The 13,747-nt window shown below is 42.3% G+C and carries 10 protein-coding genes; 6 read left to right on the top strand and 4 right to left on the bottom strand.

Annotated features, from left to right (window positions below):
- The first annotated feature begins 213 nt into the window (after window positions 1-213).
- From PaeCFBP13512_RS14200 to PaeCFBP13512_RS14190, 3 genes are read left to right on the top strand one after another with little or no spacing between them, the layout of a single operon-like run.
- Complete coding sequence (locus PaeCFBP13512_RS14200; protein ID WP_137223896.1) at window positions 214-3,348, top strand: hybrid sensor histidine kinase/response regulator; 3,135 nt, start codon at window positions 214-216, stop codon at window positions 3,346-3,348.
- Window positions 3,345-4,469, top strand: a complete 1,125-nt coding sequence (locus PaeCFBP13512_RS14195) for a response regulator (RefSeq protein WP_137223894.1) — start codon at window positions 3,345-3,347, stop codon at window positions 4,467-4,469. Before PaeCFBP13512_RS14200 ends, PaeCFBP13512_RS14195 begins: the two co-directional genes overlap by 4 nt.
- Window positions 4,470-4,516: 47 nt before the next feature.
- Window positions 4,517-6,292, top strand: a complete 1,776-nt coding sequence (locus PaeCFBP13512_RS14190; protein ID WP_137223892.1) for an S-layer homology domain-containing protein — start codon at window positions 4,517-4,519, stop codon at window positions 6,290-6,292.
- A gap of 79 nt (window positions 6,293-6,371) precedes the next feature.
- On the opposite strand, the gene PaeCFBP13512_RS14185 is transcribed toward PaeCFBP13512_RS14190, so the two are convergent.
- From PaeCFBP13512_RS14185 to PaeCFBP13512_RS14170, 4 genes are all read right to left on the bottom strand, one after another.
- Window positions 6,372-7,235, bottom strand: a complete 864-nt coding sequence (locus tag PaeCFBP13512_RS14185; protein ID WP_137223890.1) for an AraC family transcriptional regulator — start codon at window positions 7,233-7,235, stop codon at window positions 6,372-6,374.
- Between the two features lie 64 nt (window positions 7,236-7,299).
- Entirely contained in the window at window positions 7,300-8,433 is a 1,134-nt protein-coding gene (locus PaeCFBP13512_RS14180) for a Gfo/Idh/MocA family protein (protein WP_137223888.1), read from the bottom strand.
- Window positions 8,434-8,467: 34 nt separating this feature from the next.
- Window positions 8,468-9,652: a Gfo/Idh/MocA family protein gene (locus tag PaeCFBP13512_RS14175; RefSeq protein WP_137223886.1), complete on the bottom strand. Its 1,185-nt coding sequence runs from the start codon at window positions 9,650-9,652 to the stop codon at window positions 8,468-8,470.
- Window positions 9,652-10,506, bottom strand: coding sequence for a sugar phosphate isomerase/epimerase family protein (locus PaeCFBP13512_RS14170; protein ID WP_069325726.1), 855 nt, complete (start codon window positions 10,504-10,506; stop codon window positions 9,652-9,654). Before PaeCFBP13512_RS14170 ends, PaeCFBP13512_RS14175 begins: the two co-directional genes overlap by 1 nt.
- 195 nt (window positions 10,507-10,701) lie before the next feature.
- On the opposite strand from PaeCFBP13512_RS14170, the gene PaeCFBP13512_RS14165 reads away from it, so the two are divergent.
- Genes PaeCFBP13512_RS14165 through PaeCFBP13512_RS14155 form a run of 3 tightly spaced genes read left to right on the top strand, consistent with a single transcriptional unit; the run spans window position 10,702 to window position 13,722 of the window.
- A complete protein-coding gene (locus tag PaeCFBP13512_RS14165; RefSeq protein WP_137223884.1) occupies window positions 10,702-11,733 on the top strand; it encodes a zinc-binding alcohol dehydrogenase family protein in 1,032 nt (343 codons plus the stop codon).
- Window positions 11,734-11,764: 31 nt separating this feature from the next.
- Window positions 11,765-12,817, top strand: coding sequence for a YcjF family protein (locus tag PaeCFBP13512_RS14160; RefSeq protein WP_137223882.1), 1,053 nt, complete (start codon window positions 11,765-11,767; stop codon window positions 12,815-12,817).
- Window positions 12,818-12,846: 29 nt separating this feature from the next.
- A complete protein-coding gene (locus PaeCFBP13512_RS14155; RefSeq protein ID WP_137223880.1) occupies window positions 12,847-13,722 on the top strand; it encodes a serine/threonine protein kinase in 876 nt (291 codons plus the stop codon).
- Window positions 13,723-13,747: the final 25 nt, after the last annotated feature.

Raw genomic sequence — 13,747 nt, 5'->3', positions numbered from 1 at the left:
AGTATTCCTCCTCGTAGGCTATGTCTCTATAGTTAACATACACCAAATCAAACATATTGAATAATTAGCAAAAATACTGAATTTTTTTGTTTCAAAACCAACATTTCTGGATCCTTTCAACCGTTATATAGAGTAGGACATGCATAAAATTTGCACAAAGATGCAATATCCGCTTTACATAGACACAAGATATTAGAAGACGAAGGAGCCGTTATGAAAAAACAATGGCTAGTGCCCTTAATCGTACTATTGCTAATCGCTGCGCCTGTATACGGATTTATCCGGCAATATCTTGTCGATAAAATAGATCATCCTGTCGCACAACATGGAGTTATAGATTTACGCCAATGGGATTATAGTACCAACGGTACTGTGTCGCTAAATGGCGAATGGGATATCTATCCCTCTGTATTTCTGAACCCTCAAGATTTTCAAAATGGAGCATCAGCGAAAATAAATATTCCCGCGCAACCGATTCAAGTCCCTCAATCGTGGAACAAAGTCATGCAAAAAAACGGTAGCTCTGCTTTTGGATATGCTACTTACCATTTACGTATTCTGGTAGGAGATCAGCAACAAGCAGAACGTTTATACGGGATTCATGTCAAAAATATTCGTACTGCTCATCGCATTTTTATTAATGGACAACGGGTAGGTTCCAGTGGAACACCTGGTACAACAGCGGCAACAACAGTCCCTAACAATGTGCCTTATAACACATGGGTTCCTATCGATGGCAATACTGTTGATCTGGTTGTACAAGTATCGAATTATAGTTATTCCTCTGGTGGTATCGCTTATCCGATTAACTTTGGCGATATGACTGCTATTACAAAAGAACGTGAAATTTCTATTATTAGCGATATCGCTGTCATGGGGGGCTTTTTACTTCCGGGTCTGTATGTATTGATTCTGTATCAGATGCGACGCAAAGATCAGACCTTACTTTATCTTGGATTTTTCTGTATTGCTGCTTTTCTACATGTATTAACTCACGGAGAAAAGTTATTCAGTATGATATCGCCAGAACTGTCGTATGAACTGGTGTTACGTGTTCAACTGGGTTGTTCGGTGATTTTCTATTATTGTTTGCTGTTTTATGTGAGTAAATCTTTGCCCAATGTAGCGCATGTGCTTGTATTACGTAGTTATCGGATCATGAGCATTGTTTTACTAGCGATGAGTGTGTTTACACCGACTTCCTTTTTCACGCAAATAGATCAAATCTGGTTCCTCTGTAATCTACTAACGATTGCGTATGTAATCTATATCGTAGTCAGAGCAGTGATCAGGAAGCAACCGCATAGTCAGTCGATGCTTCTAAGTGTGCATAGTCTGGCGGTTGTCGCTATTATCAGTATCATTAGCTTGCGCGGAATTATAGATAATACAGCTATTATTCCTATCGAAGTACTATTTTTTGTGATTACACAGTGTCTGATGATCGGTCGACAATTTGCCCTTTCTTTTCAGCAAATTGAAAATCTATCTCAGCAATTACTGACATTAGATGAATTGAAAAATGAATTTATTGCAAATACTTCGCATGCGCTTCGTACACCGCTGCATGGCATGATTAATATGACCGAATCACTGATCGAAGGAGCCGCAGGGCCTCTGGAAGATAAGCAAGTCGAGCAATTAATAGTGGTATCGTCGACAGGGCATAAGCTTGCCGCATTGATCAATGATATTTTGGATTATTCCAAGTTGAAAAATGGTGATCTTTTATTGGATCGCAAAGCAGTTAATCTACGAACTATTGCTGAATCGGTGCTGGAGATTGTTAGTTATACGGCCGCAGGACGGCAGATTGTATTTATCCAAGAATGGCCTGAATATGTGCCTCCTTTATATACCGATGAAGATCGGTTAAGTCAGATTCTTTATAATTTGCTCGGCAATGCTGTGAAATTTACAGAGCAAGGTGAGATACGTTTTATTGTTGAAGTCGGTGCAGGGTATGTTACGTTTGCTGTAGTCGATACAGGAATAGGAATTGAAGCAGATCGGTATGAAGATATTTTCAAATCGTTCGAACAAGGCTTAGGGCTATCCGAGCAAAGTTACGCAGGCACAGGGCTTGGACTTAGTATTACCAAAAAGTTAGTGGAATTAAATGATGGACAGATCACGGTAGAATCGATTCTTGGTCAAGGATCTACATTTACAGTTACATTGCCTACTGCCGATGTACCGGTGACCAAAGAAATGATAACTACTGTTCAACCGATGACCCCTCCACCTGAAGTGAAACAGTCTATTTCGAAAAGCAAACCCGTACTCCAACGTGAGAAAGAGCCATTGATCAATAAAGAGGATGAGCTATCTCATTCACACCATACTCAAGTGATCTTGATCGTAGATGATGATCCGGTGAACTTACGGGTGTTGAATAACATTTTATCGTTACAACAATATGTAGTAATCGAAGCGCAAAGTGGGAAAGCGGCACTAGATAAATTACGATATCATCCGAAGATTGATCTGATGATTACCGATTGGATGATGCCCGGGATGTCTGGATTGGAACTGTGTCGTCAAGTTCGTCAACGATACTCCTTATCCGAACTACCGATATTGATGTTAACCGCACGTAGTCGTCCTGAAGATATTCAGAATGGATTTGCCGCAGGGGTGAATGATTTTCTAGGTAAGCCTGTTCATGCGATTGAACTAAGAGCACGTGTAAATACTTTATTAGAACTGAAGTCTTCGGTGCAGACCGTATTGCGTACCGAAATGGCATTTTTGCAAGCACAGATCAAGCCACATTTCTTATATAATGCGCTGAATACGATTATTGCGATGTGTTCGATCGATCCGGATCAAGCCTCAGAGTTGTTAATTGAGCTTAGTCAATATTTACGGCGAAGTTTTGATTTTCAGAATCGAGATCAATTAACGACTTTAAATAAAGAAATTGAATTGATTCAGTCTTATCTATCGCTTGAAAAAGCACGGTTTGATGAACGTTTGCAGATTGTATGGGATGTGGATCGTGAACTGGGACAGATGATTCCACCACTTAGTATCCAACCCCTTGTTGAAAATGCAGTACGTCATGGACTGATGAACAGAGCAGTAGGAGGAATATTAACTATCTCTATTCAAGAACAACAGAATAATCTACTTGTCCGCATTCAAGATGACGGTATAGGGATGGCACCTGAGAAAATTCCTGCTTTATTAGCAGGAGAATCTACATCAGCCAATAGCGGTGTCGGGGTGATCAATATTCACAAACGACTACTAGCGATGTATGGTCAAGGGCTTCATATTGAAAGCACAGTCGGCAAAGGAACAACGATAAGCTTTACGATTCCGGGAGGTGAAGTAAGCGCATGAGAGCCATTTTGATTGATGATGAGAAGCCGGCGTTGTTACATTTGGAAAAACTATTAAACAAAGATGGAAATATTGAAGTGGTCGGCAAATACACATTTGCTCAAGCTGGTATTGATCACCTGAAGAAAGATAAAACAGATATTGTTTTTCTTGATATCGGTATGCCTGAGATTAACGGTCTAGAAGCGGCTGAATATATTCAACAGATCGATCAGGAGATCAAAATTATTTATATTACAGCGTATTCGGAATATGCTTTAGAAGCTTTTGAATTGAATGCACTGGATTATATTTTGAAGCCGATTGTACCGGTTCGTTTCCAGAAAACACTAGAACGTATTCGTCATTCTATTCCTGTACCCCAAGCACAGGAACCTCAGCAAGTTGAAGATGTTGTCAAAGTATTATGCTTTAAGCGACTTACTTTACAAGATGGACAACATGATGGCAAAAAGCTGAAATGGCGCACGATGAAAGCACAAGAACTGTTTGCATTTTTGCTACATCATAAAGGCGAATGGGTCTCCAAAGAAAAAATCATCGATGCGTTATGGCCGGAATATACAGAGGAAAAAGCGACCACTCATTTGCATACATCGGTCTATCAGATTCGCAAGTTGCTCAAAGAATGGGGCATTACGACCAAGTTAGAATATGCGCAAGAAGGGTACCGTTTGAATCAAGAAGGCATTATGAATGATGTAGATCGCTTTGAAGCAGGTATTCAAGCAGACAAAGATTATGCAGAAGATTGTTATCATCAAAATGATCACTTGTTATCGTTATATCGAGGGGATTATTTAGAAGAACATGATTATCCATGGGCAAGTATTCGCCGTCAAAATCTACTGCATGCGTATATGAATTTGCTGTTTACTACCGCTCAATATGAGATTACTCATCACCGGGAACAGCAAGCGATTCAGCGTTTATTAGGAGCGTGGCAGAAAGATCCGTACTCTGAAGAAATCTGCCGCTTATTGATGACAGCTTATGCAAGTATTGGTCATCACGCATTATTAGCGAGTTGTTATCGAGGGTTTGTGAATTTGCTTCGAGAAGACTTGGGTATTGAACCTGAAAAAGAAACTGTCCAGTTATACCAACGACTTCATCAATAGAATGATTCAAGAAATACGGATGTACAGAAAAGAGTAGGGGGTTAGCGATGGATCGGTATAAAGGACGTTATGCAGTTCGCTATTCGGTGTACGCCTGTTGTGTCAGTCTGTTGATGATCATGGCATGGGGATGGGGCGGAGTGAAATCGGCTAAAGCAGAAGATACCTTAGGATGGGATAGCTTGTTATCACCTGTTGTACTTGCAGGATCGTCTGTAGATCTACAGAGTGTTGATGTTAATGTACTTGCAGGTTGGTTAACAGGAACGACTCCTTTGATCGAATACAGTCTAGATTCTACAGATGGCATCAATGGTCACTGGATTCAAGCTGATGATACAGTGACGCCTATACGGTGGCAACCGGGCTACCTCTATATTCGAGAGCAAGCCGATCCGACAAATAACCGCTTATTGGCTGTGATTCAGTTAGGTAGAGAGGGTACGTATCTATTTGCTGATCCCACAGCAAGCTTGATGATCCCTACGACTCATCCATCCATCTCAGATAGTGTAGTCGGGTCAGCTGATCCTATAATAAATTCTAAGACCACTCCGCTTGATGATTCCGATACTGACCCAACAGCTATTCATCCGCTGACAACGATCCAATCAGACCTATCAGGTACCACTTCTATCCAAATCAATAACGATGTAGCGATTGAGCAACTCACCGCTAATAGCGAGCATACATTGACGATTCCAGTGACAAGTAATCATTCATCGATACAGATACCGATCGAAGGTTCGTTACTACAAGCATTATACGATCAAAAAGGAACGATCATGATTGTCTGTCCGCAAGTCACCTATACATTACCAATCGCTATGTTAGAACCGCAAAAGGTAATACAGTCTTTTGCAAAGCCACCTGTATCGATGACCTCAATCACGTTGACGATTCAGATAAAGACACCATCCAATAATGATATAGCATCTCTGCAATCACTATTGAATCTACAACAAATCAATATCGTCGGTTCGCCTGTAAGTGTACAATTACAAGCTTCATATGATGGACAGACCGTACCTATTTCTCCGCAAGGCACCGATCAAAGTCTAGAACTTACGATGCCAGTGCCGGTAACAACATCGACAGATTCAATATCGTCCAAACCTACTACAGCAATAGTATATCAAGCCGATCATTCCATGCATCCTGTACCTACATTGATCTCATCACCGAATGATAGTAGTGCTACAGCACATATTCATGGATGGACTAATGGCATCTATGCACTGGTATCTCATCATCCATCTTTGATAGATACTCGTTCTCATTGGAGCTCAGCAGATGTGAATGATATGGCTTCTCGACTGATAGTCACAGGTGAAAAAGGGGGAGTATTTGCGCCTGATCGACTGGTGACACGAGCAGAATTTGCGGCGATGATCGTAAGAGCACTAGGATTATCTGCGGAGCCAAGTAAGACCCCTTTCTCGGATGTACATGATTCCGATTGGTATGCAGGTGTGATTGGTAGTGCAAGTAATCATGGGCTGATTGAAGGATACAATGATACGACTTTCCGTCCGAATCAGCAGATTACCCGTGAAGAAGCCAGTGAGATCTTAAGTCATGCGATGCAATTAACAGGATTGAGCACAGCGATCACGACCCGTGAAGCGAATGCACAGATAAACCCATTTGCCGATCGGAAGCAAGTATCCAACTGGGCAGTACCTGCACTAGCGCTATCGGTTAAATATCATATTCTTGAAGGTGTTCAAGGCGCGATTCAGCCGCAAAGCGACGTATCCCGCGCACAAGCGACAGTGATGATTCGTCGGTTGTTACAGCAATCCGGTTGGATACAATCTTAAGGTCACACATGTAATAGTAAACATACAAAAAGCCTGATTACTGTAGATATAACTTACAGCGATCAGGCTTTGCTACTTATTACGAATCGACTATAGTATTGACCCACTTGGCTCGGTACACTTCAGGTGAGCAACCGACCATTTGCTTGAATAGTCGGCTAAAATGAGTTAATTGCTTGAATCCAACCAATCGACTTGCTTCTGTAATCGATAGATCGGCTTGATATTGAAATAACAATGTAGCCTGTGTAATCCGCCGATTGTATAGATATTTGAACACGGTTGTCCCTGTCGATTGCTTGAATACGCTTGCAATATAAGGCTTAGAGAGATGCAGATGATCGGCAATATGATCCAGTGTGATATCGTGCATATAATGAGCTTCGATATAATCAAGGATCGCCTGTGCATATCCTGATTTACCGATACGCTCATAGGTAATATGTTCTTGCTTGCATCGTTCGGCAAGTAAAGACAGTAGATCACACATACGCATCATAAATCGCAGCGATACTTTTTCATTTGCCTGAGGAGCGATCTGTTGAAGAGAAGCCAAAGATTGCTCCCATTCCGCTTGTTGCTCTGGATTCAATGAAAGACGACAATTACCAATTTGTTCAAAAGGATACAGCAATTCCGTGATATGTTCTGCTTGAATATAATTGTGTAACACCGCCGGATCAAAATGCAAAATTGTACGAATATAAGGCTGATCTGGAGCAGGATGAGGACGGTGTAATGTCATACCATGCATCAATAACACATCGCCTGGGCGTAGATCATAACTGCGATCTCCAATAATATACGTACATACACCTGCATGAAAATAATAAATCTCATAATGCAGATGAGAATGAAATCCATCGACGGTTGGTGGTTGAAAAGGCATTTCCGAGCGATATCCATAAGTGACAGACTGGTCTAAACGCAATGTATTTGGCATCTGCCAGTGTACCTCCTGCAATGGGTCTATAATCTCGACTCCATTGTAACACTGACAGAGAATGCTAGGACAGTCGATTCACTACAGGCGAAGAAGTAAATCCTTGCAAAGGCTCTTTTTGGTTCCACGCTTGTTGTTGTGAAAGTAGACATAATTCAGCGGCTTTGAATGCATGCTCTTGTGTCATCGCATGCTCTGTTCGTTCCAATACATCCAATATCAGTTGACCGAAAAAGGGATAACCCACTTTACCTTTCACGTCAAAATGATATTCGCCTTCGTGATTAACCAGATACACATGATCTCCTGTAGAATCCCGAGCGATATCTACATATTTACGCAGTTCGATATAACCGTCTGTGCCTAGAATAGTCGTTCGTCCATCTCCCCATGTACTAAGCCCTTCCGGTGTAAACCAATCGACACGCATATACCCTGAGGCTCCGCTATCTCCTAGCAATGAAATTTCTCCAAAGTCTTCTAATTCTGGATATTGAGGATGATGAAAGTTTGCAACACGACTGTGCTGAATCGATGCATCTGTAGAACCTGTAAAGGTTAAAAATTGTTCAATCTGATGACTTCCAATATCGCACAAAATACCGCCATACCGTTCACGCTGAAAAAACCAGTCCGGTCGCTTGGAAGCTTGTAAGCGATGAGGCCCTGTGCCGATCACCTGTATGACACGTCCGATTACACCTTGCCCAATCAATTGCTCTGCATAGACAGCACTTTCTACATGCAGACGTTCACTATAATAGACCATATATTTACGTCCGCTACGTTCTGCTTCTAGCCTAGCTTGGGTCAGTTGATCCAGTGTAGTAAATGGCGCTTTATCTGTAAAATAATCTTTGCCTGCTTGCATAATCTTTATCCCCAAAGGCCCTCGATCTGCTGGAATAGCCGCAGCAGCCACCAACACAATATCGTCATCTTGTAAAATATGCTCTAATGTCGGAGCGATAGTTACTTCAGGGAATTTCTTGCGAAATTGTTCGACTTTGAGTGGATCAGGATCATACACCCATTTGACCGAAGCTCCCGCTTGTACCAGTCCTTCGCACATTCCATAGATATGCCCGTGATCCAGTGCAGCAACAGCGATCTGAAATTGACCAGGAGCACAGACGATTTGAGATTGATATTCACTTGTTGGTGCATAGAACATGCCGTCTTTGTGGCTCTGACTCATCTCTAAACCTCCTAAATACATAGCTTATACAAAATTATTTATACGTAGCACTTAGATCTGTAGGCAGTTGGTCGGTTACCGCATTACTTTTGGAGATCGAGGAATGTTGTTTACGTTGTTCTAATTCATGTTCAAATTGTTCTTCACTGACAGGCAGTTCTACCCAATCATCGATCCATGTAGATAAATACATCGCATTCGATAGGCTCAATCCACGAATCCCTTCTTCCCCGGGAGCAATCAGAGCTGTACCATGCTGAATACTATCGATCCAATTTTGTATAATGCCTGGATGACCGGTCTCCATTCCTTCGATCGGGATCTCACATTTCCAACATTCAGGATGCCCGAACTTGCCTTCATAATGCTTATTAAATTGAGTCTCTGATTCACGTAAGCGCCAAAATGTCAGTGTGTCGTTTTCGATTACGATTTTGCCTTGATCGCCTGTTATTTCAAACCGATTGCTACCCGGATATTCACCTGTGGTAGTAATAAATACAGCGGTTGCGCCATTCTCGTATTCGGCATAAGCAGTCACATCATCTTCTACTTCAATATTGCGATACTTACCAAACTGGCAAAATGCTCGAATACGTGTAGGCATCATCCCTGTTGTCCATTGCAATAGATCCAGTTGATGCGGACATTGATTGATCAACACCCCACCGCCTTCACCACTCCACGTCGCACGCCAACCGCCGGAATCGTAATAACTTTGTGACCGATACCAGTTAGTAATAATCCAATTCAGCCGCCTAATCTCGCCCAGTTCACCGGAAGAGATCAAGTCTTTTAATTTGATATAAAGGGGATTGGTACGTTGATTGTACATGATCGAAAAGACACTACCACTTTGAGCAGCGGCTTCATTCATTTCTCGTACTTGTCTTGTGTATACGCCAGCAGGCTTTTCAACTAAGACATGAATGCCTGCGCCAAAAGCAAGTGCCGCTTGTCTTGCATGATCATAATGAGGAGTCGCTAGAATGACAGCATCCACCGTACCTGAAGACAACATCTCTTCTGCATTTGTCCAAAAAGCCAGTGTCGGTGATAACTGTTCACTCACCCAATCACGCATCATTTCTCGAATATCGCAGACAGCGACAAGTTCTGCACCCTTGATCGTCCCTGATAATAAAGTGCGGGCATGAGCACTACCCATATTGCCGACTCCAATAATACCTACACGTATGCTAGAATCTGACTGTGTCATTACTGTCCCTCCTTGATATACTGTCCGGCAAGTTCACGGAATGATCCGGCAAAATACTGCAACATCTCGAAGGAATCCATTTGTCCGCTAAAGTCTTCGACACCCAGATAACCGTCGTATCCTACACTTTGCAGATCACTAATAATCTGTTGCCACGGAACGATACCTTCAAGCATCGGAGCCCACTGACAATGCCACTGCTGATCTTGTTGTATCCATGCTGCATTTTTAACATGAACATGAGCCAGATAAGGCCCGAGTAATTGAAGTCCCATCCGATAATTCTCATATCCTTCATGCACCATATTGCCCGGATCGTAGAGAACGCCTATATGTTCTGGATCAAGATGTTCAACCAGACGTAAAGCGGCAGAAGCACTGGCAGCTATCGTCTGATGATGCGTTTCGATCAATGCTTGGATCCCGTATTGTTGAGCGAGTTCTTGCACACTGGAAAGGTACCGGGTCGCTTCTGCATCCAGATCACGATAATGACGGGTGCGATCATACATTGGCACACCAACACGCATCATCGAAGCTCCCAGTTGCTGAGCAGTGGCAAAAGCATGATGGGTGCTGTCTAGATCACCACATTTTAGATAAGGCACAAGAGCAATCGATTCCAATTGATGTTGCTGTACAGATTGCTTAATGATCGAGACGCTCGGTTCGGTATGTTCTGGATCAATCGAACAACGATTATGTCGCCAGAACGAAGGTTCTTCTGCTAAAGCTTCTTTAGGAATAGACGCAAACCGCCACTCAATCCCGTCTATCCCTGCTTGAGTTGCTGCTGTAATCAATTGTTCAGGTGTTAGATCAGGAGTACATACGGTAAACACAGAAAGTTTCATACGTAGATCGTCAGCTCCTTCGTCACATACATCCATTGATTTGCCCAATGTACCATGTATTTGTATCCAATAAGGTGATCTGAACGTAGAAGTAGAATAAGGGATAAATAAAAGAGCGAAGCGGTTAGTGTGAGATAAATGAATAACGGGTAAATATATACCAAAGAAGTACATAGATACCGGAGGGATGAAATAATGAATACAATGAAAGCTGTAGGGGTGACCCATTACTTACCTATCGATCAAGCAGACAGTCTATTAGATGTAGAAATACCGAAACCATCGGCTAGTGGACATGATCTATTGGTTCAAGTCCAAGCGATTTCTGTGAATCCTGTAGATACCAAGATTAGAGCACCCAAAGATCAAGTGGAGGAGAATCCACGTATTCTAGGCTGGGATGTAGCGGGTATTGTGGTTGAAGTAGGAAATCAAGTCACTCATTTTCAGGTAGGAGATGAAGTCTTCTATGCAGGGAGTGTTACACGAGCAGGGGGTAACAGTGAATACCATCTTGTCGATGAACGGATTGTAGGGCATAAGCCCAAGTCACTTGATTTTGCCGCTGCGGCTGCTCTGCCTTTGACTGCACTTACAGCATGGGAAGCGATTCATGAGCGTCTGGGCATTTCGGAAGATGCGGTATCCAATGCTGGGCACACGATACTGATTATTAATGCCGCAGGTGGAGTCGGTTCTATCGCTACCCAGATGGCACATCTGGCAGGATTGACGGTTATTGGTACAGCTTCACGTCCAGAAACGTCAGATTGGGCGAAAGCACACGGAGCCGATCATGTGATTAATCATCATGACGCATTTGTACCTCAGTTGAAAAAGATAGGTTTCTCTGATGTAGATTATATTTTATGCTTAAATCATACCGACCAACACTGGCAACATATGGCGGATGCGATAGCACCACAAGGTAAAATATGTTCGATTGTAGAAACCGAACAACCGATCGATCTGGAAGCGCTCAAAAACAAAAGTGCTACGTTTGTCTGGGAATTTATGTTCACCCGTTCAATGTATGAAACAGACGATATGAGCGAGCAAGGTGTAATTTTGAATCGGATTGCTAGTCAGATTGACGAAGGCAAGCTTCGCACAACAGAAACCAAGCGTCTACGTCCAATTAATGCGACTCAATTACGAGAAGCCCATCGATTGTTAGAAGCAGGCGATATGATTGGCAAATTAGTATTAGAAGATTTTGAATTGTAAACGATATTTTGATCTATATAGGGGGCATACGATGAGTACGAATAATGACCAGCTCAAAGCGACGATTCGCAAAACAGCAGATGAAGCTTTTGATAAAGAAATGGATGAGATTAATCGCCAGATGAAAGATGAAGTATTGATCGCTTTAATCGGTGATGTGAATGCAGGGAAGTCATCGACAATTAATCGGATTGTAGGCGAAGAGGTAGCTGGTGTCGGTGCAGAGCCGGGAGAGACGACCGAGATTAAGCCTTATGCTTATCGGGAAAAGATTATTTTTATCGATACACCGGGCTTGAATGATGTGAATCTTAGCAACTCAGCTGTGACACGCGAATATTATCGCAAAACGGATGTGGTTCTTTTTTTCTTAAATGCCGCAGGAACCGTATATTCAGAAGCTGAAAAAAATTCATTACAAGCGTTAGAGAAAATCAATAACAATATCATTATTGTATTGAACAAAATTGATGCAGCAGATGAGATTGATCGTCTGGTTCGTCGTATTCAACAAGAAACAGGGCATAAATATCAAGTGATTCCCGTATCTTCACGTACCGGACAAAATATTGATACATTACGTGATAGCATTTTGGATCTATTGAAAAAAAAAAGTAAGGACATTCTATTCGCCCGTACGATCAAAGAAAAGTCGTCAACCGCCAACAAATGGATTGTGGGCGCGGCTACTTCGGCGGGGGCGATAGGAGCAGCGCCTATTCCGGGAGCTGATATTATTCCGATCACCGCGATTCAGATCGGATTACTGACACGCTTAGCTGCGCTGTATAACAAGCCGATCAGTCGTGAAACCGCGAAAGAAATAGTGATTACAGCTATTATTGGTAATCTAGGCAAAAGTCTATTTGCTCAAGTGCTCAAAATCTTCCCTGGAGCAGGTTCTGTAGCTGGAGCAGGCGTGGCGGGAGCGATTACATTAGCACTAGGTTATTCAGTGAAATATGCATATGAACGTAATATCGAAGTCACTCCTGAAACCGTCGGCAAATTATACAAAAAGTTCCGTGAACGTACCAAAAAACAAGATGTATCTCAGATCACATCATTAGACGATCCTAAATAAGCATGTGAACAGAAAGGCTGGATAAATGATTGAAGGCATTACAACGGCTACAAGGTCATCTGATGCGCTGGGCTCAAGAGCGACACTTTGCAGAAGGACAGCTTATTCATGAGCGTTATCGGATTAGTAGACGCTTAGGCACAGGAAGTTATGGTGTCACTTATCTATGCGAAGATATCCAGACCTTACAGACCTGTGTATTGAAAAGAGTCTACCCTTTGCGTGGTGGTCATAGACGTGCACAATTGATCTATGAACGTGAATGTAAAGCGATGGCGGCAATAGATCATCCGCGCATTCCCGCATTGATCGATACATTTCTATATCATCATTATCATTGTCTGGTGATGACATATATGGAAGGGCATAATGTAGGAGAGCTTATTTTCGAACAAGGGATACGCTTGAATGAACGTGAAGCTCTGCAATGGATGAAGCCATTAGTAGAGATTGTGACTGCTATTCATCATCAAGGATGGGTACACAGAGATATTAGCCTTTCAAATGTAATCTATGATCACGATCAAGTCTATTTGATCGATCTAGGGCTGATGTGGCAACAAGGGGAAGGAACAAGAAGTGTAGCGCTACTTGATGAACTGGTTAGTGGTGATCAGGAAGAGAAGCGGATTAGACGAGCTTTGCATGTAACGAGCGACTTTTACGGGTTGGGGCATTTGTTGTTATTCCTTCTGTATAGTCATGAAGAGCAGAGCGAAGAAGCTTCTCTCGCTACAGAACAACCACAGGGTAGCTGGGAAGATGAATTATCTCTTCATCCACGTACACATCAGATGATTCGTCGTATGCTCCTCGTGGAGCCAACACAGCCTTACGATCAGATCGATGAGATTGCTCAAGAAATCGATCAGATTATTGCTGAGATTGAAATGATTTCAAATTAGAAGAATGATCATAAAAATATCCCGA

Origin of the sequence: Paenibacillus sp. CFBP13512, from assembly GCF_005233705.1 — a bacterium.
In the GTDB taxonomy this organism is placed as follows: domain Bacteria; phylum Bacillota; class Bacilli; order Paenibacillales; family Paenibacillaceae; genus Saccharibacillus; species Saccharibacillus nuruki.
This window is presented reverse-complemented; position numbering and strand designations above follow the sequence as displayed.